This window comes from Rhizobium sp. BR 362 (assembly GCF_036528765.1).
GTDB lineage: Bacteria > Pseudomonadota > Alphaproteobacteria > Rhizobiales > Rhizobiaceae > Rhizobium.
The window spans coordinates 1-24,028 of record NZ_JARWGH010000009.1; the positions used below are offsets into that span (position 1 = coordinate 1).

The 24,028-nt window shown below is 60.3% G+C and carries 23 protein-coding genes and 1 pseudogene; 9 read left to right on the forward strand and 15 right to left on the reverse strand.

Annotated features, from left to right (window positions below):
* On the forward strand, positions 1 to 232 hold a 232-nt coding region (locus tag QDY28_RS14570; RefSeq protein ID WP_331382398.1), incomplete at its 5' end, for a transposase.
* 93 nt (positions 233 to 325) lie between these two features.
* Here the strand turns inward: QDY28_RS14570 and QDY28_RS14575 are convergent.
* Entirely contained in the window at positions 326 to 1,756 is a 1,431-nt protein-coding gene (locus QDY28_RS14575) for a family 16 glycosylhydrolase (protein ID WP_331382399.1), read from the reverse strand.
* A gap of 296 nt (positions 1,757 to 2,052) precedes the next feature.
* Here QDY28_RS14575 and QDY28_RS14580 point away from each other — a divergent pair, with 296 nt between their 5' ends.
* The 4 genes and pseudogenes from QDY28_RS14580 to QDY28_RS14595 all read left to right on the forward strand — a co-directional run.
* Positions 2,053 to 2,394, forward strand: coding sequence for a hypothetical protein (locus QDY28_RS14580; protein WP_331382400.1), 342 nt, complete (start codon positions 2,053 to 2,055; stop codon positions 2,392 to 2,394).
* A 189-nt stretch (positions 2,395 to 2,583) separates the two neighbouring features.
* Positions 2,584 to 2,955: a hypothetical protein gene (locus QDY28_RS14585; RefSeq protein WP_331382401.1), complete on the forward strand. Its 372-nt coding sequence runs from the start codon at positions 2,584 to 2,586 to the stop codon at positions 2,953 to 2,955.
* A 126-nt stretch (positions 2,956 to 3,081) separates the two neighbouring features.
* Positions 3,082 to 4,149: an IS110 family transposase gene (locus tag QDY28_RS14590; RefSeq protein WP_331382402.1), complete on the forward strand. Its 1,068-nt coding sequence runs from the start codon at positions 3,082 to 3,084 to the stop codon at positions 4,147 to 4,149.
* Positions 4,150 to 4,390: 241 nt separating this feature from the next.
* A pseudogene (locus QDY28_RS14595) lies at positions 4,391 to 4,519 on the forward strand (invasion associated locus B family protein); the annotation flags it as partial.
* Positions 4,520 to 4,840: 321 nt separating this feature from the next.
* On the opposite strand, the gene QDY28_RS14600 reads toward QDY28_RS14595, so the two are convergent.
* The 3 genes from QDY28_RS14600 to QDY28_RS14610 form a co-directional block, all read right to left on the reverse strand.
* Positions 4,841 to 5,095, reverse strand: coding sequence for a DUF982 domain-containing protein (locus tag QDY28_RS14600; protein WP_331382403.1), 255 nt, complete (start codon positions 5,093 to 5,095; stop codon positions 4,841 to 4,843).
* Positions 5,096 to 5,328: 233 nt separating this feature from the next.
* Positions 5,329 to 5,571 carry a DUF982 domain-containing protein gene (locus QDY28_RS14605; RefSeq protein ID WP_331382404.1) on the reverse strand — a complete coding sequence of 81 codons (243 nt, stop codon included), beginning with the start codon at positions 5,569 to 5,571 and terminating at the stop codon, positions 5,329 to 5,331.
* A 272-nt stretch (positions 5,572 to 5,843) separates the two neighbouring features.
* Positions 5,844 to 7,169, reverse strand: coding sequence for an NAD(P)/FAD-dependent oxidoreductase (locus QDY28_RS14610; RefSeq protein WP_331382405.1), 1,326 nt, complete (start codon positions 7,167 to 7,169; stop codon positions 5,844 to 5,846).
* A gap of 252 nt (positions 7,170 to 7,421) precedes the next feature.
* On the opposite strand from QDY28_RS14610, the gene QDY28_RS14615 reads away from it, so the two are divergent.
* Positions 7,422 to 7,898: an Lrp/AsnC family transcriptional regulator gene (locus QDY28_RS14615; RefSeq protein WP_028752029.1), complete on the forward strand. Its 477-nt coding sequence runs from the start codon at positions 7,422 to 7,424 to the stop codon at positions 7,896 to 7,898.
* A 36-nt stretch (positions 7,899 to 7,934) separates the two neighbouring features.
* On the opposite strand, the gene QDY28_RS14620 is transcribed toward QDY28_RS14615, so the two are convergent.
* The 7 genes from QDY28_RS14620 to QDY28_RS14650 form a co-directional block, all read right to left on the reverse strand.
* Entirely contained in the window at positions 7,935 to 9,596 is a 1,662-nt protein-coding gene (locus tag QDY28_RS14620; RefSeq protein ID WP_331382406.1) for an ABC transporter ATP-binding protein, read from the reverse strand.
* The gene (locus QDY28_RS14625) at positions 9,596 to 10,438 is read right to left on the reverse strand and encodes an ABC transporter permease (protein ID WP_331382407.1); all 843 of its coding nucleotides are present in this window, start codon (positions 10,436 to 10,438) and stop codon (positions 9,596 to 9,598) included. Before QDY28_RS14625 ends, QDY28_RS14620 begins: the two co-directional genes overlap by 1 nt.
* 2 nt (positions 10,439 to 10,440) lie before the next feature.
* Positions 10,441 to 11,391, reverse strand: coding sequence for an ABC transporter permease (locus tag QDY28_RS14630; RefSeq protein WP_331382408.1), 951 nt, complete (start codon positions 11,389 to 11,391; stop codon positions 10,441 to 10,443).
* 96 nt (positions 11,392 to 11,487) lie between these two features.
* The gene (locus tag QDY28_RS14635) at positions 11,488 to 13,098 is read right to left on the reverse strand and encodes an ABC transporter substrate-binding protein (RefSeq protein WP_331382409.1); all 1,611 of its coding nucleotides are present in this window, start codon (positions 13,096 to 13,098) and stop codon (positions 11,488 to 11,490) included.
* Between the two features lie 74 nt (positions 13,099 to 13,172).
* Positions 13,173 to 13,889 carry an HAD-IA family hydrolase gene (locus tag QDY28_RS14640; protein ID WP_331382410.1) on the reverse strand — a complete coding sequence of 239 codons (717 nt, stop codon included), beginning with the start codon at positions 13,887 to 13,889 and terminating at the stop codon, positions 13,173 to 13,175.
* 272 nt (positions 13,890 to 14,161) lie between these two features.
* Positions 14,162 to 15,535 carry an aspartate aminotransferase family protein gene (locus QDY28_RS14645; RefSeq protein WP_331382411.1) on the reverse strand — a complete coding sequence of 458 codons (1,374 nt, stop codon included), beginning with the start codon at positions 15,533 to 15,535 and terminating at the stop codon, positions 14,162 to 14,164.
* A gap of 11 nt (positions 15,536 to 15,546) precedes the next feature.
* Positions 15,547 to 16,389 (reverse strand): GNAT family N-acetyltransferase, encoded by an 843-nt coding sequence (locus tag QDY28_RS14650; protein WP_331382412.1) that lies wholly within the window; start codon positions 16,387 to 16,389, stop codon positions 15,547 to 15,549.
* A 327-nt stretch (positions 16,390 to 16,716) separates the two neighbouring features.
* On the opposite strand from QDY28_RS14650, the gene QDY28_RS14655 reads away from it, so the two are divergent.
* Together QDY28_RS14655 and QDY28_RS14660 are read left to right on the forward strand one after the other, a co-directional pair.
* Complete coding sequence (locus QDY28_RS14655) at positions 16,717 to 17,385, forward strand: haloacid dehalogenase type II (protein ID WP_331382413.1); 669 nt, start codon at positions 16,717 to 16,719, stop codon at positions 17,383 to 17,385.
* Positions 17,386 to 17,397: 12 nt separating this feature from the next.
* The gene (locus tag QDY28_RS14660; protein ID WP_331382414.1) at positions 17,398 to 18,675 is read left to right on the forward strand and encodes an NAD(P)/FAD-dependent oxidoreductase; all 1,278 of its coding nucleotides are present in this window, start codon (positions 17,398 to 17,400) and stop codon (positions 18,673 to 18,675) included.
* A gap of 15 nt (positions 18,676 to 18,690) precedes the next feature.
* Here the strand turns inward: QDY28_RS14660 and QDY28_RS14665 are convergent, their stop codons facing one another.
* The gene (locus tag QDY28_RS14665; RefSeq protein WP_331382415.1) at positions 18,691 to 19,089 is read right to left on the reverse strand and encodes a RidA family protein; all 399 of its coding nucleotides are present in this window, start codon (positions 19,087 to 19,089) and stop codon (positions 18,691 to 18,693) included.
* A 159-nt stretch (positions 19,090 to 19,248) separates the two neighbouring features.
* On the opposite strand from QDY28_RS14665, the gene QDY28_RS14670 reads away from it, so the two are divergent.
* Positions 19,249 to 19,842, forward strand: coding sequence for a TetR/AcrR family transcriptional regulator (locus QDY28_RS14670; protein WP_331382416.1), 594 nt, complete (start codon positions 19,249 to 19,251; stop codon positions 19,840 to 19,842).
* Positions 19,843 to 19,934: 92 nt separating this feature from the next.
* Here QDY28_RS14670 and QDY28_RS14675 read toward each other — a convergent pair whose 3' ends face one another.
* Genes QDY28_RS14675 through QDY28_RS14685 form a run of 3 tightly spaced genes read right to left on the reverse strand, consistent with a single transcriptional unit; the run spans position 19,935 to position 23,929 of the window.
* Positions 19,935 to 21,392, reverse strand: coding sequence for an NAD-dependent succinate-semialdehyde dehydrogenase (locus QDY28_RS14675; RefSeq protein ID WP_331382417.1), 1,458 nt, complete (start codon positions 21,390 to 21,392; stop codon positions 19,935 to 19,937).
* 20 nt (positions 21,393 to 21,412) lie between these two features.
* Positions 21,413 to 22,456, reverse strand: coding sequence for a tartrate dehydrogenase (locus QDY28_RS14680; protein WP_331382418.1), 1,044 nt, complete (start codon positions 22,454 to 22,456; stop codon positions 21,413 to 21,415).
* A 9-nt stretch (positions 22,457 to 22,465) separates the two neighbouring features.
* Positions 22,466 to 23,929 carry an aldehyde dehydrogenase family protein gene (locus tag QDY28_RS14685; protein ID WP_331382419.1) on the reverse strand — a complete coding sequence of 488 codons (1,464 nt, stop codon included), beginning with the start codon at positions 23,927 to 23,929 and terminating at the stop codon, positions 22,466 to 22,468.
* Between the last annotated feature and the right edge of the window lie 99 nt (positions 23,930 to 24,028).

Here is a 24,028-nt window from a genome sequence, read left to right on the forward strand (position 1 = left end):
TCGCCTGCGCCATGCCATCGCTGATAAAGGCGCTGTGGCGGTGATCCCCAACAATCCTTCCCGCGCGCAAAAATACCCGCTGGACAAGCACCTCTATGCCCAGCGCCACCTGATCGAATGCTGCTTCTCGAGACTCAAGCAGTTCCGAAGGGTCGCTACACGCTTCGAGAAAACCGCCGAAAACTACCTCGCGGTCGTCACTATCGCAGCAATCGTCCTATGGATCAGATAACTGTCCACACTTCCTAGTGCGTTCGTCCAAAATGTTGTGCTGAGGGAGAAGCGCAGCCGCCATGAACGGCTGCGCAGAATGCTTAGAGCCTTATCAGATATGCCAGTCCGCAGTATGGGCGGTCGCAGCCGCGGCCGTCTCGGTGAGATGGTCGTTCAACTGATAGGCCTTGATATAGTCGATTTTCATCTCCGAGTCCTTCAGACTATCCGTCGGAGTGCCTGCTGTACCGCCGACGGCCTGATCCACCACCATATACATCGGGCTGTGCATATCGGCTGGCGTATCGGCGTGCGCGACAGCCACATCGTCGAAATACCAGACGATTTGATCCTGATCCCACAGCACACCGTAGTTGTGAAAGCCATCAGTGCTGGCGACTTGCACGGGAATGGATTGCATCGTGTGCTGACCCGTTGCGTTCGAATGAACCGTGACGTTTACCGTGCTCGGCTCTTGTCCGCGCATTTCCACCACATCGAGCTCGGGCGGCCAGGAACCGTCTTCCGGCAAAAGCCAGAAAGCCGGCCATGTGCCCTGATCGTGCGGCATCTCAGCCCGCATTTCAAAATACCCATAAGTTTGGGCGAATGTGGAATGGGTGGTCAAGATGCCGGACGTATAATTATGCCCGTCCAGAAGTGATTTCAGCGAATCGGGCGTCGGTTGAGCTGAGATCGTCAACACGCCGTTCGAAACGGAGAATGGATTGACCGATGCGGTCGGCGCATAGGACGGGTTCACATACCACTGCAACTCGCCGGTCATGCTGCTGCCCTTGTCCGGCGCCCACCAGTATTTCGCATCCCATGTGCCTTGCGTTCCCTGATGCAGGGAAAGCGTATTGAAATCGTCGGAAAAGGTTTGCGTGAGGTCGGAACGGTCAAGCCCGAGCTGGAATTGATCCGAATGCAGGTCGGCAGCCGTTTTGTTGGCGAAAACGAGGCTCTCCCCGCCGCCGAGATCGAGCCGCAGATTGGCGCCTTCCTGGGTCAAATGACTGACGACCTGGTCGAAGGACGTCAGCCCATATTGGTTCAGGCGCACCTTGTCATCGCTGCTGAAATCAGTGATCAGGTCGCTGCCGTTGCCTTTGGTTAAGATGAAGGTGTCGGCGCCGCCTCCGCCGATCAGGACGTCATTGCCCGCCCCGCCGTCGATCGTCTGGCTGCCTGTGCCACCGGTGATGATGTTGTCGGCGCTGTTGCCGAAGGCATGGCGGCCGTCGCCAGTCACCGTGAGATTCTCGAAATTGTCGGGCAGCGTATAGTCCATCCACGTATTGATGGTATCCACGCCCGCACCCGGCGCTTCGGATGCGTGATTGATGCTCGAATAAAGATAATAGATATCGTCTCCGGTGCCGCCGGCCATCGTCACGTTGACGGACCCGTCACCCCATATCGAATCATTTCCAGCCGTGCCGTAAAGCGTCGGACCGGAGCCGGTGGCAGAAAACCAGCTTGTCGAAGTTCCGCTGTAGTAGAGCGTTTGGCCTAGTGCATTGAGAACCGTATTGGGCATCGGAAACCTCTTCCGTTGTGCTTGGCTGTCCCCACCACAGAGCCAACATTCCTCCATGCTTACGTTAGCAGAATAACATTTTCCGCGTCGCAGCATAGCCCCTAAATGCGTTTAATTTCAGCTTTATGTAATGTTTTTCCGGCTAATTATCTCTATGCTCAATCTGAAGCTGTCCTGCCATGGGCCTCATTTTGACGAAAAACAGCGGCGTTGCGAGGAAGGTCGAAGCAGGCATCGCGCGGCTTCTTCGGAACCTGAAAGGGCCACAGAGGTTTGGTCGACAGGAGGATTGATTCATGAGCGACTTCGATCATCAACCGACACCGACCGGCCCACAGCCGGAAACCCCGCCGAGCCGGCGTTCGCGCATGACAGGCCTGGCGATCGTCGCGGCGATTGTAATTCTCGTCGTCATAGCGGCTGTCTCATCGAGCTATTGGCGAGGCAACCCGGCGACCACCGATCCGCAAACGACCTCGTCCACCACGCTCCCGGGCTCAGGACCGGGTGCAGGCATGGTAAACAATACGCAGCCGAACGAACAGATGCAGCCGGCCCCCGCAGATCGCAGCGAAAATAATCAGCGGGGCATTACCAGCACCCCTTCGCAGCCCAGCAGAGATGGGGTTCAACGGTAACGGTGATCCGCTCCAGCTACGCGGTTTTCCCTCCGGCATAGCCGGCAGCGGCGACGGCAAACATTAAGATATTTTAATGAATGCCTTAAGAAACAGATAACGAACATGCGGCCAGACTGCCGAAGCCAAAGAGCCAAAGAGCTGCTCGCGCTCTTGGCTTCGGCACGTCATATGAAGAGGCAGGAAATCATGTTCGCTAGAAGACTCCCCACCGCGTTTGCGCTCGTATTGTTCGGTATTTCCACGGCATATGCCGAGCCGCCCGCCCGCATCGGGCAATTTGACGCCTGGGGCGCCTATTCCTACCGATCGGGCGGAGAGGTGAGCTGCTATGTCCTATCGACGCCGACCGGCCAGGCACCGTCGACGGTTGACCACGGCAACAACTACTTCATCGTCGCGCGAGGTCCCGACGGCAAGGCATATATGCCCGAAGCCGCCATGGGATACGACCTGAAGCAGGGAGAGCCGATGCAAGCCACAATCGGTGATGCCACTTTGACGATGTTCACGAAGGACAGGCATGGCTGGGTCGAAGATCAATCAAAGGAGGTGACATGAAAGAGGCTACCTCCACCGACAGAACGGATCACTGAGATGCAGGTGATGATCGAGGGACAGTCACACTTCCAGCCTTTCGGCTTACCTTATTGGGGTTTTGAAGATCTCAACAAGGGAGTTGGAAGCATGACTGCCTCTTATCAATACCATATCGGCGTCGACTACCACAAATCCTATAGCCACCTGGTGGTGCAGGATTCGGCCGGCAAGACGCTACGCTCCGGTCGGGTGAAGAACGACCGCCAGTCGCTCGGCGGGTTCCTGGAACGCTACCGCGAGAACTCGCATGCGGTTGTCGAGGCGACGCGCAACTGGATGGTGATGTACGATTGGCTCGACGACATTTGCGATGATGTCGTTCTCGCCCATCCGTTGAAGGTGAAGGCGATCGCCGACGCCAAGATCAAAACCGACAAGATCGATGCGACGGTGCTGGCGCATCTGCTCAGAGCCGACCTGGTGCCGGAGGCCTGGGCGCCCAGCGAGAAATCGCGGGAGCTTCGCGTCGCGCTGCGCGAGCGGATGTTTTACGTGCGGCTGCGGACGATGACGAAGAACCGGATTGTCACGGTGTTTGATCGCTATCCGGAGCAGACGGCGCAGTTGAAAAAGCTCGGCGATCTGTTCGGCAAGGCTGGCCGCCTCCAGTTGGCTCACGTGAAGGTCTCGGAGATCGACCGCATCCAGATCGACCGCGGCCTCGCCTTCATCGCCGACATCGACGTGCGCATCAAGCAGTCGGAAGCGACGATCCGAGCGATGACCAAGGCCAATGCCAACGTGAAGCTGTTGAAGACGATCCCTGGCATCGGCGAGTTCTTCGCCCGACTGATCGATGCCGAGATCGACGACATCAGCCGCTTCCGCAACGCCAAGAAGCTCGCCGCCTATGCCGGACTAGTGCCGTCCACCTATTCCTCCGGCGGCAAGACCTTCCACGGCAAGATCATCAAGCAGGGCAACAAATGGCTGCGTTGGGCTTTTGTAGAAGCCGTCGCCCCGGCCATCGCCAGCGATGCGCAACTTCGTGCCCAGTACGAGCATCTGAAGTTCAGAGGAGTAAACAAGGCGCGCGTCGCGATCGCGCGCAAGCTTTTGACGATCACTTTCCAGATCCTGCGTGATCAGCGCGCTTACGAGCCGCGCGACACCAGCACCACGGAAGGCGCGTCGACGATATCCCGGTTGTCCTGATGGTCTGTTAGCGAGCCCGGCAGGTCCGGGCTGCGCTCCTCAAGGAGAATGGGAAACCGGGAGCCGAACGTCACTCTGTGGCCGAAGCCAACGCATCAGGTCACGCATTGGAGATTGGTTCAAGAACCGAAGGACAACTCCGTCCTGCGGACGGAAGAGATTTAGCCGATCGGCGCAAACGCCGGTCAAAACATAACCGAACCCAAGGAAAGCCGCCAAATGGAGGTGTTTTGCCCCTTGAGTGGATGCCATGAAGTCGGGCAGCGAGCTTAGCTTGCAAGCCACATCGCGGCGCGGGACGGCGACGAGTTATTCCTATTCGCTTTCGGACATCACGGCAGCCCTGAAGCGAATAAAGATCTGCGAATGAGATGGCGGACTGTCGTTAAGTTCAGCGGCGGCTTGCGTTAGGAATGGGCGGCATAGTCAAAAGCCCGCCGCAGACCGGGAGTCGGTAGTCGCGGCGGGCTCACGCTCCAGTGGCCGGCGTGGTGCACCGTGAGCTGCGGACGAAACATCCGCTTGGCATGAAACCAAGAAGAAGCGCTTAGGTTCCGTGACTTGTCGTCTCTTGCGACAAATTCGCGCAACCGGACGGATGGCCGCGCGATTCGACAGAGCAGGCCGCTTCAGAATATGTCAGGCCAACCGAGCGGCAGCGCTCTCTGCGAAATGAGAGTGGCTTACGACATCACTGCAGCAGAGACACTCCGGCTTCTTCCGCCGCCTTGATGAACGCTTCTCGCGCGGCTTCTGCACAGACCACCCCCATCATCGCATCGAGGCATATTCGGACCGCGGTCACATATTCTTCGCCGTCTGCAATCGGCCAATGTTCCAGCAGCGTCTCAGCCGCATCCTGTACCGAATTGACCCGCCGATATCCCTCCGTACCTCCCATTACGAGTGTCACGGCTGAAAAGGGCCGCAAGGTGTTTCGTTTCAAAACGCATTACCTCCGAAACATAAAGACTTCGGTAACCTTGCAAAAAGCGTTCCGCAGAAGCAGCGCGGTCAGTTGGTCTTCGGATAACGGCTGAAATCAAGGGTGGCTGCGACAGCGGCTGTCGCGGCCTGATGCGGCAAAGTTCGCGCTATAAGGGAGAGATGTAGATGAAGCTTGAAACAGATTGCCGTGCTCCGCGTCGTTGGCGGCGCGAGAGCGATCGGCAAATAACCTCAGCGGCGCGCCAGAAGCGCCTCGAGGGAGGCCATTTCAAAGGCATCACGCGCTTCGCTCGCGGTACATTCGTGCTCGAGCGCGGCGCTGCAGACCTTCTTTGCTTCCCTTAGAAAGACGCCGTCGGCGATCGGCCATTCCCTTTCCAGGCACCCGACGGCTTCGGCTGGTCCTTTGACGGCCTTTTGTTTCCCACTGCTGACAGTGACGGAGACGGGTGCCTCCCATGCGAGAGCGCTCATTCTGATCCTCCTTTGTCTATCAGGTGAAGTTAGGCAAACGATGGTTCTGCCGCTCGGTTCCAAGAGTGAGATCAAAAAGTTCCATCTCCGCACGAAAAGAAGCGCAAGTCAGCAGGGTTATTTTCCAACGATGCCTGTCAAAGAGCATGCATCATCAGACGGCGGACTTATGGCTGCTAACGTTCACATTTTCTGCGATGATACTTGCGAGCACAATTTCGGTGCTGGCGGCTATGGCTATATTACGCGCCGTCAGCCCACCTGTGAAGCTGTCAAAACTCCGCGACCTCGCCCCAGGCCGAGCCATTCAGCCGATGCGGATGATAGGGCTTCGGGTCGACGATCGGTTTTGCGCCGGTGACGAGGTCGGCGACGAGATGACCGGCGCCCGGGCCGATCCCGAAGCCGTGACCGCTGAAGCCTGCCGCGAGGATCAGTCCCGGAAGCGCCGAAATTTCGCCGATCGCCGGCACGCCGTCGGGTGTGCTGTCGATATAGCCGGCCCATGCGGCGGAGACGGGCGTTTGGGCAAGCGCCGGAAGCAACGCCCGCGCCCGCTCAAGTGTCAACTCGATCTGCTTGTGATCCGGACGAGGATCGAGAATGCGATTGCGCTCCATCGGTGTCGGCCGGTCAAGACGCCAGCGCGACAGAGTTTCGTGCCCGCTCTTTATACCTTCGAGACCGCCGGGAGCGAGGCTGCGCCAGCGCTTGGCGAACATCGGCACAAAATGGCGGGCGAAGCGAAATTGTTGCAATGTCGGATCGATGCGGGCGCGGCCGCTGATCGCAAGCGTGTAGCCGCCGTCGCCCCTGCGTGTGGCCGAGACGGTGGCGGTATGCAGCGCCGCCGGCAGGCCTTTGGCACCGGGTGCGACAGACAGAATCGAGGCGCGGGTCGACGCCTGCGGAAAACGAATGCCGAGCTGCCGGCAAAAGGACGACGCCCAGGCGCCCCCGGCCATCACCACGGTCTGCGTCCGGATCGTGCCGCCCTCGGTCACGACGGCGCTGACATGGCCGCCTTTGGTCTCGAGACCGCGCGCGGCGCACATCTGATGGACGCTGCCGCCGAGCGCCATGATGGCACGGGCGACTGCGGGGGCGGCGCGAGATGGATCGGCAGTGCCGTCGGTCGGTGAAAAGACGCCGCCTTTCCAGGGCCGGCCGGTCGCCGATCCGAATTCGCTTGCCTGCTTCTGGTCAAGCATATGGGTGGTGACGCCGACGCCGCGGGCAAACTCACCCCAACGCGCCCAGCCGGCCAGTTCCATGTCGTCATTGCTGAGATAAAGCAGCCCGCAGCGGCTGAAGCCCGTATCCTCGCCGCTGTCCCTGCCGAAATCCTCCCAGAGAGCCAGGCTCTTGGTCGCCATCGGCAGTTCGCGGGCATCCCGGTTCTGCTGCCGGCACCATCCCCAGTTTCGGCTGGATTGCTCGGCGCCGATCCGCCCCTTTTCGAGAAGCGCGACCTTCAAGCCGCGCCGCGCGAGATAGTAGGCGGCAAAGGTCCCGACGATGCCGCCGCCGATCACCACGACATCAGCCTCTTTGGGCAGCGCGGGGGTGGTTTCGATGTGAAGAAGCGGGGCAGGCATGGCACTCTCCGGTTTACAGACGAGCATTTTAGTCGAGGTTTCCCGGCGCAAATGCTGCAGATCGCTGTCAGACAGCATTTCCTTCGGTCACATGTGGCTATGGCGAATACTTGTGCTAAGGCGCGGATTTTACGAGATTATATTGATGCCTCTGAGCTCAATTCCTCTTGCTAAGCAAGGCTTTCCGCATAGAATGGCAAAAGATTATTCCGTCGGGCGGCGGCCTGCTGCCCTGAGAATTGGAGCGCGCCGATGAAACTCGACCGGATCGATATCAAGATCCTCTACGAATTGCAGAAGAACGGCCGCATCACCAACGTAGAGCTCGCCGAACTCGTCAATCTCTCGCCCAGTCCCTGCCTGATGCGGGTCAAGAAATTGCAGGCGGAAGGATACATCGTCGGCTATTCGGCGCAGATCAACATTGCCAAGCTCGGGCAGACGCTCACGGTGTTCACCGAGGTCACCCTCAAGAACCATCGCCAGATCGATTTCGCCCGGTTCCTAGCGGCGGTCGAGAAGGTGGACTCGGTGGTGGAGTGCCATCTCGTTTCCGGCGGCTATGACTATCTGGTGAAGTTCGTGACGGCCGGCATTGCCGAATACCAGACAACCATGGAGCGGCTGATCGACATGGAAATCGGCATCGACAAATATTTTAGCTTCGTCGTGCTGAAATCGCCGATCGTCAAAGCCCATATGCCGCTGACGAGCCTGTTTCCAGTCTGAGCCACCTTCGCTGCTGTCTATTCGCCAAGCGGCGCCTCAGCGTTTCGCAAAGGCGCCTACCAGCTCGGCATTTTGTTCCAGGCTATCCAGCCAGCCGGTACTAAGCTTCGGCACGGAAGAGAAGAGCAGTTTGGAATAGGGATGCTTGGCGCCGCGGGCGAGGTCGGCGGATGCGAGCTGCTCGATCTTCTCGCCTGCATACATCACCGCAATCTCGTCGCAGATCGCCTGCACGGTCGACAAATCGTGACTGATGAAGACGTAGGAAAGACCGAGTTCGCGTTGCAGTTCCTTGAGAAGGTCGAGGATGGCGGCGGCAACGACCGTGTCGAGGGCCGATGTGATCTCGTCGCAGAGGATGAGCTTCGGTTCGGCCGCAAGTGCCCGCGCAAGATTGATGCGCTGCTTTTGGCCCCCTGACAGTTCCGGCGGGCGGCGATGCTTGAGGGCTTTGGGCAGGTGGACCATGTCGAGGAGCTGTTCGATGCGCGCCTCGCGCTCCCTGCGGCCGAGATTGTGATAGAAGGCAAGCGGGCGCCCAAGTATTTCGCCGATCGACTTGGCGGGGTTGAGCGCCGTATCGGCAAATTGAAAGACGATCTGCAGCTTTTGCAGTTCGTCACGCTGGCGGTTGCGGGCATCGGCGGCAAGCTGTTTTCCATTGAAAACGATATTTCCGGAGACCGGCGGCAGGATGCCGGCTATGACGCGGGCGAGCGTCGACTTTCCGCAGCCGGATTCGCCGATGACGCCGAGATTGCGGCCGGCTTCGAGCCGGAGGCTCACGGATCTGAGTGCGGTCGCTGCCGGCAGACCGTCCGGCTGGATAGGGCCATAGCCCGCCACCACGTTGGTAACCTCCAGCAGAGCCGGTATCTTTTCCGGCTCTGTCGACGCCGGAGAGGCATAGAGCTTGGGTTCGAAAGCACCCAGCAACTGGCGCGTATAGGGATGCGAGGGCGCAGAGAGGATCTGTTCGGTCCTGCCGATTTCCTGGACTTCCCCGCCCTTCAGGACAACGATGCGGTCGGCGACCTGCGCCACGACGGCGAGGTCGTGAGACACATAGACGCCGGCGATGCCGCCCTTTTTCATCACCGATTTGAACGCCCTGAGAACCTCGATCTGCGTGGTGACGTCGAGCGCCGTCGTCGGCTCGTCGAAAATCATGAGTTTCGGATTGCCGATCAGTGCCATCGCGGCTGAAAGCCGCTGCAACTGGCCTCCGGACACCTGATGCGGATAGCGCGAACCGATCGTATCCGGGTTCGGCAGGCTCAGCGCCTTGAAGAGCTCGATGGCGCGGGTCTTTGCCTCCTCGGCCGGCATCAGGCCGTGGATGCGGGTGATTTCGATCACCTGCTCCATGATCGTCTGCGCGGGATTGAAAGCTGCCGCAGCACTTTGCGGGACATAGGCGACCTCGGTTCCGCGAATGCGCGCTCTGGCCTTTTCGGGTAGGCTTGCCATGTCCTTGCCGGCGAGCAGGACCTGGCCGCCGCTGATGCGACAGCCTTGCCGGGTGTAGCCCATCAGGGTCAACGCGATCGTCGTCTTGCCTGAGCCGCTTTCGCCGATCAGAGCGACGATTTCCCCTTCCTGTATATCGAAGCTGACACCGCGGATGATGTCGACCTGGCGGCCCGCATCCGTCTTGGCCTCGACCTTCAGGTCGCGAATGTCGACGAGTTTGGCCATCAATTGCTCCGGTCTCGAATTTTCTGGGGGAGGTTGTCGATCAGCAGGTTGACGCTGATCGTCAGGCTGGCGATCGCAATGCTCGGGAACATCACCGCCGGCGCGCCGAAGGGCAAGCCGCCGATGTTTTCGCGCACCAGCGCACCCCAGTCCGCATTCGGCGGCTGCACGCCGAGGCCGAGGAAGGAGAGGCCCGACAGAAGCAGCACGATAAAGACGAAGCGCAGGCCGAGATCGGCCATCACAGGCCCAAGGATGTTGGGCAGGATTTCCGAGCGGATGAGATAGAGCGCCCCTTCACCGCGGGCGCGGGCAACCGTGATGAAATCCATGGTGTTGATGTTGACCGAGAGCGCCCGCGAGAAGCGATAAGCGCCCGGCGTATAGATGACGGCGAGCGTCATGATCAGCACCGGGATCGACGAGCCGACGCCGGCAACGACAACAAGGCCGAACAGCTTGCTCGGGATGGAGTTCAGCGCATCGAGAAAGCGGCTGAGCACACTGTCGAACCAGCCGCCGATCACCGCTGCGATCATGCCGAGTGCGACGCCGACGAAACAGGCAATGCAGACGGCGGCAAGCGAGATGCCGACAGTGTAGCGCGCGCCCATGAGAATGCGCGAGAAGATATCCCGGCCGAGATAATCGGTACCGAGCCAGAACTTGGCCGACATCGGACCGAAATAATCGAAATCCACGATGTCGCCGATGGGGTAGGGCGTCAGCAGCGGCGCAAAGATGGCGACCAGTGCCCAGGCGAGGATGACGGCAAGACCGAGCATGCCGACGACATTGAATCGGAAGCCGAGGCGGCGAGGGGTGAGTGCGGTAAGAGCCATGGTCAGCGCAGCCTCGGATTGGACATGATGGCGATGATGTCGGCAATGGTGATCAGCAGCAGATAGACCAGGCAGAAAATCATGGCGCAGGTCTGAATGAGCGGCAGATCTCGCGTTGCGACCGCGTCGACCATCAGCTTGGCGATGCCGGGATAATTGAAGATGGTTTCGACGATGATGACGCCGCCGAGCAGATAGGAGAGCGAAAGCGCCACGGCATTGACGATCGGGCCGAGCGCGTTCGGCAATGCATGCTTCAGGACCATGCGCGGGCGCGAGGCGCCTTTCAGGAGCGCCATTTCCACATAGGGCGTGTTCAGCGTCTCGATGACGGCTGCGCGGGTCATGCGGATCATCTGCGCCGATATCACGAAGCTCAGCGTGATGACCGGCATCGCGAAGACACGCAGCATCTGCGAAAAAGAGTGTATCTCATTGGCGAAGGCGAGCGCGGGCAGCCATTTGAGATAGACGGCAAAGATCAGCACCGCTGATGTCGCGACCATGAATTCAGGCACCGAAATCACGCCGATCGAGATCACCGTAACGATGCGGTCATAGAGAGAGCCGCGCAGCATGGCCGCAGTAATGCCGAGCGTGAGAGCGATCGGAACGGAAAACAAGGTTGTGGCCGCCGCAAGCTTCAGCGAGTTTTCGAGCCGGGCGCCGATCAGCTCGGCAATTGGCATGTTGTTGGCGTAGGAAATGCCGAGATTGCCGGTTGCAAGGCCGGCAAGCCAGCGAACGAAACGCAGGATTGCCGGGTCGTTGAGATGCATTGCGGCGCGAAGACCCGCGACCGCTTCGGGCGTCGCCGCTTGACCGAGGAGGATCTGGGCCACGTCGCCGGGCAGCATTTCGGTTGCCGCAAACACCGTGAACGACACGATGAGCAGCGTGATCAAGGCTACGATCACACGGCCGAGCACGAGAGAAAGAACGTGGCGGTTCATGACAGATCCCTATCGCGAGAACGGATGCGCCGGCTATACGGCACTGTACCCGACAAGTGATGCCGAGGCACCACTTGTCGGGCACGAAGGTTGGGATCAGGCGTCGAGCCAGACATATTCCGCGAAGGCATAACCCATCATGCCGCCGAGCGGATTGGCCTCCAGGCCGTGCAGCTTCGAAGAAATCGCGTCGACGTTGGAGATATAGGCGGGAATGGCAGTGCCGGCCTCTTCCGCGATCATCGCCTGCATGTCGCCATAGATCGCCTTGCGCTTGGCCTGGTCGAGCAAGCCGCGCGCCTCGACCAGCATGCTATCGAACTTCTCCGACTTGTACTGGCTTTCGTTCCAGGGAGCCTGGGAGGCATATAGCAGCGAGAAGAGGATATCCGGCGTCGGCCGCGGATTGATATTGCCGAAATGCATCGGCGCCTTCAGCCAGTAGTTCGACCAGTAGCCGTCCGAGGGCACGCGCTGGATGTCGAACTTCATGCCGATCTCGGCGCCGGCCTGCTGCAGCACCATCGCCATGTCGACGGATGAGGTCGCAGCGTCGGAAGCAACGACTGGAATGGACTGGCCGAGCAGACCCGACTTCTGGAAATGAAACTTGGCTTTTTCCGGATCGAAGGCTTTCGGCTTCAGATCGGCATTATGATAGATGTTGGAGGGCGGCACCGGCTGGTCGTTGCCGATCTCGGCAAGTCCGCGCAATGCCGACTTCTGGATGACTTCCCGGTTCAGGAGATATTTGACGCCCGTCACGAAGTCCTTGCTGTTGCCCGGGCTCATATCCAGACGCATGTTGAGGTCGGTATAGTTGCCGGAGGTGGTCTTCGACAACGTCACGCCCTGCTGGCTGTCCAAAAGCCGCATGGAGCGTGGGTTGATGGATGCGGCAAGCTGGATATCGCCCGAAAGCAGCGCATTGACGCGTGCGGAGTCGTCCGCGATCGCGAAGAACTCGAAGGAGTCGAGGTGCGGACCACCTTGCTTCCAATAGTTCTTGTTCTTGACGGCGACGGACCGGACACCGGGTTCGAAGCTTTCGCAGACGAATGGGCCGGTGCCGTTGGCCTTGCTGAAATCCGTCGTGCCATCGGCAATGATCATGAAGTGGTGGATAGCAAGGATGGTCGGAAGATCGGCGTTCGGATTGGCAAGGGTGATTTCGACGGTCTGCGGATCGACAGCCTTAATGCCGGTCATCTGTTTGGCGATCGCATTGACCTTCGAGCCGACAGCCGGATCAAGATGGCGGTTCAGCGAATAGACAACGTCGGCGGAAGAAAGCGTCTTGCCGTTGTGGAATGTCACGCCTTTGCGAAGCTTGACGGTCCACACCTTCGCGTCGGCGCTTTCGATGCTTTCGGCGAGTTCCATCTGTGTGACGCCGTCCTTGTCGAGGAAGGACAGGCGGTTGTAGAAGGCGCAGCAGCGCACATAGTCTGTCGAGAGCGATGCCTTGGCCGGATCGAGCGTGTCGGCTGTCGAAGACGACCAGCCGGCTGCCTTGAGCGAGCCTCCGGAGACCGGGGTTGCGGCGAAAGCCGCCGAAGCACGGCCGAAGATCGCACCGCCGGCTGCGGCAGCGATGCCGCCGGCAAGCAGCATCTGCAGGAGATCGCGGCGGGTGGCACCGCGGCGAATGGCATTTTCGACCATGGCATCGTCTGCGCTGGTCCAGTTCGTGATCTTGTCGTTCATTTGCGTTCCCCTTGTTGTTAAGGTTTGATTGGTGCGCCTCGTCTTTTGACGCGAGGTCGATACCCGGATAGTCGCTAAGCAGCCCTGACTGCCTCCACCGCGTCGGCAAGCCCCGCCATGGAGGTGAAATGGAAGTCGGGCCTGGTGAACTCCTTAGGCTCGATCGTGCCGCCATAGCCCTTCTGGGCGTGGCGTCGCTCGATCCAGCAATTGGTCATGCCGAGCTGCCGCGAGATGCCGATGTCGTGATACTGGCTCTGCGCGACATGCAGAATATCGTCCTTCGAGCCGCCTTCCTTCGCGACGAAGGCGAAGACCTGTTCGAAGAAGGCCGGATCGGGCTTTTCCGTGCCGGTATCGTCGGCGGTAAATGCGGCATAAAACAGATTGCCAAGCTCCCGAGCAAAGTGCTCGAACGCCCAGCGGCGTGCATTCGTCATGGCGATCAGGCGATAACGCTGCGAAAGGCGCTTTAAAGCTTCGGCGCTGTCCGGAAAGCCTTTCCAGGTCTTGGCGGAATCACGCAGGCGTTCGCCGTATCTCTGTTCAGCCGGCAGCCCGAGCTTCGGGGCGATAGCCAGGTAGACGCGGACCAAATCGTCGGGAAACAGGCCGGCATTGTGCGAATAGCGTTCAGCCCGATAAAGGGCGAGCGCTTCCTCGCCATCGACGGAAACACCGGTTTCGCCGGCGATTGCCGACAGGCAATCCTTGATGCCGCCTTCGAAGTCGATCAGCGTTCCGACGACGTCAAAGGTGAAATATTTGAAATCCGCTAGGCTCTTTGCCAAGTGTCTGCCCTCGCCAATGTCTGTCTTTGATCGAGTGCACTCAGTTCCGATTACCGGCTGAATGCAGAAGAAAATGCTGTCTTCATTCCAGTTGAGATTTTCGCGTATCTTCCGAAAATCCCGGTTTTTCGGCCTTTGAGCATCTGCAGTGAGATCAGTTTCGCAGTAAAGGCTCGCCGGATTCTCTGAATGGCAGAGCCGCGGCGGCACAAAATTGCGAATATGAGCCTAAAGCGGTATTTTGCCGATCCTGCGAAGGCCCCGTTTTGCGCTCATGCGAGCACGGCGCGCACATCCGGATCTTCCAGGGTCTGGTCCAGCGTCCTGCGCGTGCGTTCTATGATCGCATCGATCTCGCTCTCGGTGCAGCAGAGCGGCGGCGCATAGCCGAGAACACCATTGCCGAAGGCGCGAATGACGAGGCCGTTGTTCCAGGCGCGATCGAAGATCCGCCGCGCCGGCTCGGCGGCCGCGGGCAAGGGCGTCTTGCGCGCCTTGTCGACCACCAGTTCGATGGCGGCGAGCATGCCGCGCCCGCGCACGTCGCCAACGAGCGGATGCGAAGAGAGATCGCGAAGGCCAGCCATCAACCGGGCTCCGGCCCTGACGCCGTTTTCCAATAGTCCGCTCTCGTAAAGGCGCAGCACTTCGAGACCAACTGCGGCGCTGACGGGATGCGCGGAATAGGTATAGCCATGGCCAACCGCGGAGGCGCCCGCGCCGTCGGCAATGGTGCTATAGACCCGCTCTGACAGGAAGACAGCTCCCATCGGCACGTAGCCGGAGGTAAGCCCCTTGGCGGTGGTCATCAAGTCGGGGACGATGCCGTCATCCGAACAGGCAAACAGCGGGCCTGTGCGTCCGAAACCAGTGATCACCTCGTCCGCGACGAAGAGAATGTCGAGTTCGCTGCAAAGGTCGCGCATTGCCTTCATCCAGCCGGCCGGCGGCACCAGCACGCCGCCCGAACCCTGGATCGGCTCGGCGTAGAAGGCAGCGACGCGCTCGGCACCGAGCTCTTCGACCTTGGCGCGCAGTGCGGCCACCGAGGCGGCGATGATCGCCTGCGGATCGGTACCGACGGCGTTACGATAGGCATAATGCGAGGGAATTTTGTGCTGCCAGTCGAGCGGCATGCCGAAACCGGCATGAAAGACCGGAAGCGCCGTCAGTCCAGCGCCGACCGTGGAAGAGCCGTGATAGCCCTGTTCGAGGGAGATGAACTGATCCTTCGTGGGCTTGCCGAGCGCATGATAGTAATAGCGGATAAAGCGGACCGTGCTGTCAACGGCATCCGAGCCGCCGAGCGTGAAATAGACATGGTTGAGGTCGCCGGGCGCGCGATCGGCCAGTTCGGCGGCAAGCCGGATGGCCGGTTCGGACCCGAGGCTGAAATAGCCGGTGGCATAGGGCAATTCGCGCATCTGGCGGGCGGCCGCCTCGACGATGCTGTCATGGCCATAGCCGGCATTGACGCACCAAAGACCGGCAAAGCCATCGATCATCTGATGACCCGATGCATCGGTAACAGTCGCGCCCTTGGCGGATTTCAACACGCGGACGCCGGCCTGCTCGTGACCGCGATAAGAGGCGACGGGGTGAACCAGGTGGGCGCGATCGAGTTCGATAAGGGAATTGCTCAGCATGATGTCTCTCTTCAGCCCAGAGCCTGACTGGCCAGGGCAAATGTGTGAACGCTGGGAACGGATGAAAGGGCAGATGAAGCTGCGCGGCGCATGGTGATGCCGCCGCCGACATGGGCAAGGCCGTGTTCGAGAAGGAAGGAGGCAAGGCCGGTCTCGCTACCGGTATCGACACGCATGAATGCACCTGGTCGGGCTGCAGCGAACAGAAAGCTCAAAAGGTCTTCTGCATCGCCGGCGCTTTCCGCAACGACCGGGCCGCAGAGTTCGCCGCGGCCGAAGGACCGCAAGGCCGCGTAACCGCGGAGCATGTCGGCTTCGCGGAGAACCGCCAGACGCCCAGCCTGGAACAGGGCTTGGACGAGTGCCCTGCGATCTGCGCCGAACGCAACGCGGTCAAGGGCGATGATCTGATCGAGATCGTCGGCTGCCGCCCATTCCACCGAAGGCGGCGCGATGCATGCTCGCAAGGGACCCTGGTGCTGAACGATCGCGCCGGTCCTTTCAAAGCCGAGACTTTCATAAAGAGGTAGACCGTCGGCGGTTGCCACGAGCCGGCACTCACGGTCACCGACGATCTCGATGGCAGCCTGCATGATCTGACGGCCGATGCCGCGCCCACGCATCGATTCGTCGACGATCACCATGTTGATGGTGGCAACGTCATCGCCATAAGGGGTCACGAAGATTGTCGCCACAACCTTCTCGCTCTCGATAACCACAAGGCCGAGGCTGAGCTCCAGCAGCATCTGCCACTCTTCCAGCCGGTGCGGCCAGCCTGCCTGACGTGACAGCGCCAGGGCGGATTGAAGGTGAGACTGGTCGAGGGGGCGAAGATCGATCCCGGTTGCCTGCACAGGCTTTTTCTCCCGTCCGTTGCTTTTCTTTGTGATAGACCCGCAGCGGAAGAAGATCGTCCCGACGAAAGGGCGGCAGCGGTATCTTCCACCGTCCGTCGGCATGTGCGCCGCATCTTATGCCGGACCGTTGGCGTCGCCGGCTGCAATTGCGGATTTTCGGCGGCAACATATTTGTGACGACACGCAACTCTCTGCCAAAGCGGAGCGGCGATACAAAACTTTCTGCTTCATGACGGCTTAAATGCGGTGAACCGATGGAAGAAGGCTGCCTATGATGTTCTCATTCATCAGCGCCTGCGCGGCATTCTGCAAGGATCTAAAGACATGACGAAGTTCCGGCCGAAATACATCACCTTCGACTGCTACGGCACTCTGACGAATTTCCAGATGGCCGAGGCAGCCCAGAAGATCTATGGCGGCGAGCTCGATCAGCCGCGCATGGCGCAGTTCGTCAAGAATTTCGCCGCCTATCGGCTGGACGAGATCCTGGGAGACTGGAAACCCTATAATGAAGTGATCCATAATGCCGTCGAGCGGACCTGCCGCAGGAACGGTGTCACTTTCCGCGCTGAGGATGCCCGTTCGATCTACGAGACGGTGCCGAGCTGGGGGCCGCACCCGGACGTGCCGGCTGGGCTTGCCAAGGTCGCCAAGGAAATCCCGCTGGTCATCCTGTCGAATGCGATGAACGAGCAGATCATGCACAACGTCGAAAAGCTCGGTGCACCCTTCCATGCCGTCTTCACGGCGCAGCAGGCCAATGCCTACAAGCCGCGCTTCAAGGCGTTCGAATATATGTTCGACATGCTCGGCTGCAGTCCGGAAGACGTGCTGCATTGCTCCTCGTCCTTCCGCTATGATCTGATGTCGGCCTATGATCTCGGCATCAAGCACAAGGTTTGGGTCAACCGGGGTCATGAACCCGCCAATCCTTATTATGAATATACCGAGATCAAGGATATTTCCGGTCTGCCCGGCGTCGTCGGGCTCTGACGGGAGGCCGCCATGCAGTTCAAATCCTACTGGCACGACACAGCCCCGCGCTTTGCAAAGCAGAGCACCGCGCCCCTCGAAGGTCACTATGATGTCGCGGTGATCGGCGGCGGTTTTACCGGATTGGGGGCGGCGCGCCAGCTCGCCAAGGCCGGCGCCAAGGTGGTCGTGCTGGAGGCGGGCACGGTCGGTTCCGGCGCGTCCGGTCGCAATGGCGGTCATCTCAACAACGGCATCGCCCATAGTTTCATTTCGGCGAAGGAAGAGCTCGGCGTCGAGCCGGCGAAGGCGCTTTATCGCGCCTTCGACGATGCCGTCGACACTGTCGAGCGGATCGTCACGGAAGAGGGGATAGATTGCAATTTCCGCCGGTCGGGTAAGCTGAAGCTTGCATCCAAGCCGGCACATTTTGACAGCATTGCCCGCAATTTCGAGGCGGTCCATCGCGAGATCGATCCGGACACGGCATTGTTGAGCGCTGACGATCTCAAGTCAGAAATCGGATCGACATCCTTTCATGGCGCCATGCTCTCCAAGAAAAGCGCCATGATGCATATGGGACGCTATGCCGTCGGTCTTGCTGATGCCGCCGTGCGCAGCGGCGCGGTGATCTTCGAGAATGCCGCCGTGACCGACAGGAAGGTTAATGGCAGCCGGCATGAATTGACGACTGCCCGCGGCAAGCTCTCGGCAGACAACATCTTTGTGGCAACCGGCGCCTATACTCCCGGCATCTTCAGCTATTTCCGGCGCCGCATCGTGCCCGTCGGCAGCTTTATCATCGCAACGCGGCCGCTGACCAAGGCGGAGATCGCCGCGACCATGCCCGGCAATCGCACCTGCGTCACCTCGCTCAACATCGGCAATTATTTCCGGCTCTCGCCGGACAATCGCCTGATCTTCGGCGGCCGGGCGCGGTTTTCCGCGACGTCGGATCAGCAATCCGACGCCAAGAGCGGCGAGATCCTGCGCGCCAGCCTGGCGGAAATCTTCCCGCATCTCGCCAAAATCGAGATCGACTATTGCTGGGGCGGACTCGTCGACATGACGAAGGATCGTTTCCCTCGGGCCGGCTATGTCGATGGTCTTTGGTATGCGATGGGCTATTCCGGCCATGGCGCGCAGATGGCGACGCATATGGGCATGATGATCGCCGATGCCATCTTGGGCAAGGCCGATCGCAACCCCGTCAAAGACCTCGAATGGCCGGCGGTGCCGGGGCATTTCGGCAAGCCCTGGTTCCTGCCGCTGGTCGGCATGTATTACAAGACGCTCGACCGGTTCCAATAGTCGAGCTTTCGAGATTCATGCCTTCGAAGGGATGCGGGCAATGACCTTGATCTCGAAGTCGAAGCCGGCGAGCCAATTCACGCCGACGGCCGTCCAGTTCGGGTACGGCGGACCGCTGAAAATCTCCTGCTTGACGGCCATGATTGTTGCGAACTGGTTTTCCGGGTCTGTGTGGAATGTCGTTATGTCGACGATATGATCGAACGTACACCCCGCCGCGTCCAACGTTGCCTTGAGATTTTCGAACGCCAAACGGACTTGGTGTCCGAAATCGGGTTCCGGTGTTCCGTCGGGACGGCTACCGACTTGCCCTGAGACGAACAGGAGGTCGCCGGAGCGAATGGCGGCGGAATAGCCGTGTTCGTCGTAGAGGGCATGCCTGTTGGCGGGGAAAACTGCCTCGCGTTTGGTCATTCTCGATCCTTTCTTCATTGTCGTTGCCGACAGCGGATGAGCACGATGCAATCCGCTTCACATGCTCCCATATCTGATATACGGTGCGTATGTGAAATAGCCGGCATACGCACCGTATGTCAAGTCTACATACGCAACGTATATGAAATTGAGGGCGGGATGGCGAAACGGCGTGTCGAGACGATGGAGGAGAACCGTGCCAAACTGATCGCGGCGGCGCGAAAGGCTTTTGCCGAAAAAGGGTATTCGGCCGCCTCGATGGACGAGCTGACAGCCGAAGTTGGCCTAACGCGTGGGGCGCTCTACCATAATTTCGGCGACAAGCGCGGGCTTCTTGCGGCAGTTGTCGATCAGATCGACTCGGAAATGGCATCGCAGGCCCAAGAGATCGGTGCAAGGGCAGGTGACGATTGGAAGGGGCTACTTGCCGAAGGCGCCGCCTATATCGAGATGGCACTGGTTCCGGAAGTTCAACGCATCGTTCTGCTCGACGGGCCTGCCGTGTTGGGTGATCCATCAAAATGGCCCAGCCAGAGCAGTTGCTTCCAGGCAACCAAGCGGACGGTAGAGCGGCTTATCGCCAAAGAGATTTTCAAGCCTCTCGACGCAGAGGCGGCCGCTCGGCTTCTTAGCGGCGCCGCCCTCAACGCTGCTCTTTGGGTCGCAGCCAGCGACGATCCGAAGCATGTGCTGCCAAAGGCTATCGAGACCTTCCATGCCCTGGCTGCCGGCCTTCTCATGAAGCCCGCCTGAATTCCAGTCGGGCAAGAAAGCATCGCGATGTCCGTGCTGCATGTCGGTAGGGCGCCCCCTTTCGGCGCGCCCTATTATTTCTGTGGCAGTACTCAGGCAAGCCCGCCGATATGGAAGGTCTTCAGTTCGAGATATTCCTCGATGCCATGTTGGGATCCTTCACGCCCGAGCCCGGATTGCTTGACGCCGCCGAAGGGGGCAACTTCCGTCGAGATCGCCCCGGTGTTCAGCCCCACCATGCCGAATTCCAGTGCTTCGCCGACGGTCCAGGAACGCTTGAGGCTTCCGGTATAAAAATAAGCTGCTAGCCCGAAGGGTGTGCCGTTGGCGATGGCGATCGCTTCCTCGTCGGTCTTGAAGCGGAAGAGCGGTGCGACAGGCCCGAAGGTCTCTTCGCTGGCAAGAAGCATGTCCGTGGTTGCGCCCGAAAGGACGATGGGAGCGGCATATTGCCGGCCTTCCGGCAGGTTCGAAGCCTTCGCAACGATCGTCGCGCCTTTTTCGACGGCGTCAGTGACGTGGCGTTCGATCTTTTCGATGGCCGCGGCATTGATCATCGGGCCGATGTCGACGCCGGCCTGCGTTCCCGGGCCAACCTTCATGACGGAAACGCGGGCCGCGAGTTTTTCGGCAAAGGCATCGTAGACCTTGTCCTGCGCGAGGATGCGGTTGGAGCAGACGCAGGTCTGGCCGCCATTGCGGAATTTGGAGGCGATGGCGCCTTCGACGGCGAGATCGAGATCGGCATCGTCGAAGACGATGAAGGGCGCGTTGCCGCCGAGTTCGAGGCTGAGCCGCTTAATGCTGTCGGCCGCGCCGCGCATCAGGAGCGCGCCGACCCGGGTCGAGCCGGTGAAAGAGATCTTGCGGACCGTTTCGTTGCGCATCAGCTCGTTGCCAATCTCGGTCGGCAGGCCGGTGACGATATTGATGACGCCGGCGGGAATGCCGGCGCGTTCGGCCAGGACGCCGAGCGCCAGCGCCGAATAGGGGGTAAAGTCGGATGGCTTGATGACGACTGTGCAGCCGGCTGCGAGTGCGGGCGCCACCTTGCGGGTGATCATCGCGTTGGGGAAGTTCCAGGGTGTGATGATGCCGCAGACGCCGACCGGTTCCTTGAGGACGACGATGCGGCGGTCGCGCGTCGGTGAGGGGATCGTCGTACCGCCGATGCGTCGCGCTTCCTCGGCAAACCATTTGACGAAGGAGGCGCCATAGCGGATTTCTCCGCGCGCCTCGGCCAGCGGCTTTCCCTGCTCGGTGGTCAGGATCAGGCCGAGATCGTCGCAATGTTCGATCATCAGATCATGCCAGGCCTCCAGCAATTGCGCCCGCTCGGCATGAGTCTTCGCCCGCCAGGCCGGGAAGGCTGCACGGGCGGCTTCGATCGCGGCGCGCGTTTCTGTCCCATCCATATCCGGAACCGTGCCCATCACCGCCTGCGTCGCCGGATCGATGACGTCGACGGTCTTGCCGGAGGCGGCAGTGCGCCAGAGGCCGTCAATCAGGCCCTGCTGGCGAAACAGGCTCTGGTCCTTGAGGTCAATCATTGTTGTCATTTCCTTGTCGTTCAGGCGAGTGCGTTCAGCACGGCATGGGTGATGGTGTCGGTTTTGTCCTTGCCGGGGACGGTGCCGACGCCGGCTTCGGTTGCTGCGGCGATGGCGTGCATGATTGCATCCGCAGCGGCCTTTTCGCCGAGATGATCCAGCATCATGGCGGCCGACCAGATTGCGGCGATCGGATTGGCAATGCCGAGATGGGCAATATCGGGCGCGGAGCCATGCACCGGTTCGAACATCGACGGCGCGGTGCGGTTCGGGTTGAGATTGGCGGAGGCCGCAAAGCCGAGTCCGCCCTGAATGGCGGCCCCGAGGTCGGTCAGGATATCGCCGAAAAGGTTAGAGGCGACGACGACGTCAAGGCTTTCCGGCGCCATGACCATGCGTGCCGCCATCGCGTCGATATGATAGCTCGTGACAGTGACATCGGGATAATCGGCGGCGAGGCGCGCGGTGATCTCATCCCAGAACACCATGGAATATTTCTGCGCATTCGACTTGGTGACGGAGGCAAGCTTGCCGCGGCGCGCACGGGCCTGTTCGAAGCCGAAGCGCAGGATGCGTTCCACGCCTGCTCTGGTGAAGATCGAGGTCTCTACGGCAACTTCATTTGCCGTGCCCTGGTGCACCCGCCCGCCGGCTCCTGAATATTCGCCCTCGGTGTTTTCGCGAATGCAGAGAATATCAAATTCCTGTGCCTTCAGCGGCCCTTCGACGCCCGGCAGCAGCCGGTGCGGCCGAATATTGGCATATTGCTCGAAGGCCTTGCGGATCGGCAGAAGCAGGCCGTGCAGCGAAACGGAATCGGGTACTTCAGCCGGCCAGCCCACCGCACCGAGCAGGATGGCGTCGAAGCCGCGCAAGGTCGCAATGCCTTCGGCGGGCATCATTGCGCCCGTTTCCTTGTAGTAGGCGCAGGACCAGGGAAAGCTGGTCGGCTCCAGCTTGAAGCCCGCCTTTCCAACCACTTTTTCCAATACTTGCCATGCCGCGGCGGTGACGTCCTTGCCGATGCCGTCGCCCGGTATGAGAGCGATCCTATAGGTTTTCATGTCGGCTCCTCAGATGTTGATCAGCACGGATTTGCTGCGGCGATTGGCAAGATAGGCATCCCGACCGAGATCCTTGCCGATGCCGGAACTTTTATAACCGCCCGTCGGCAGAATATGGTCGCGGGAACGCCCATAGCGATTGACCCAGACAGTCCCGGCCTGGAGACGGCGCGTCACGCGAACAGCCCGGGAAAGATCGCGCGTGAAAAGCCCGGCGGCAAGCCCGTAGGCCGGATGATCGGCAAGCAAGAGCGCTTCCTCCTCCGTCTCGAAGGTTTGCAGCGTCAACACCGGCCCGAAAATTTCTTCGGTGACCGCCGGCGAGGTCTGATCGACCCCGGCAAGCAGAGTCGGGGCATAAAAATAGCCTGATCGATCCAGCCGCGAACCGCCCGTCAGGCATTCCGCGCCGGCGTCGATCGCGGCTTGAACGATGCTGCCGATCCGCCCGATCTGGCGCTCCGAGATGACTGGCGAATATTGGCTGGTTTCATCCCAGGTAGGCCCTGGTGTGATCTGATGCATATGCCTGAGGATCGCCTCGCTGAGAGGCTCGGCAATCGCGCGCTCCGCAATCAGCCGGGACCCGGCTACGCAGGCCTGGCCGGCATTGGCGAGAATATTGCGCGCAATCGCCTCGGCGGCGAGATCGAGATCGGCATCGGCAAAAACGACTTGCGGGCTTTTGCCGCCGAGCTCCAGCGTCATCGGCTTGACGCCGCTGCGGGCGATATTCTCCATGATCGCCGAACCGGCTGATGTCGAGCCGGTGAAGCTGATCTTGCCGATGCCGGGATGGCCGGTGATCGCCGCGCCCGTGGTCGGGCCGTCGCCGAGAACGATGTTGATCAGGCCGGCGGGAATGCCAGCCCGCACCGAAAGCTCCGCCATGTAGAGCGTCGAAAATGGCGTCATCTCGGAGGGCTTAAGTACCACCGCATTGCCTGCTGCCAATGCGGGGCCAAGCTTCCAGCCGGCCATGGAAATCGGGAAATTCCAGGGCGTGATCGCGCCGACGACACCATAGGGTTCGGTCATGATCATGCCGAGGCTGTGGTCATCGGTCGGCACCAGATCACTGCCTTGCTTGTCGGCGAATTCAGCGAAGAAGCGGATCTGTTCGGCGGTGATGGCGATATCGCCGGCGATGAGCTGCCCGATCGGACGGGTCGAGGATACGGCTTCCAGACGCGCAAGCGTCACGGCCTCGTCTTCCATGAGATCGGCCCAGCGAACCAATGCCTTCGTTCGCTCGCGCGGCCGTAGGGACGACCAGCCGCTCGTCTTTAGAGCCTGATTTGCGGCCTCGACGGCCCGATCGACCAGATCCTTTCCGGCAACCGGACACTCCGCGAAAGCAACGCCGTCAGACGGCCGGCGCATGGTCATGCCGCCGCTAGCTGCGACGTAACGACCATCGATGAAATGTCCGCTTGGGAGGTCGAGCGAATCTGGATCGAAACTAAGGGTCATGGCTGTTCCTTACCGTCGGATCAGGCAAGTCTATCGGCTGGCCTCTGGCAGTTTCGATTGAGTGCTTTCGCTGTCGCGACGGAATATCCCGTTTGCCAT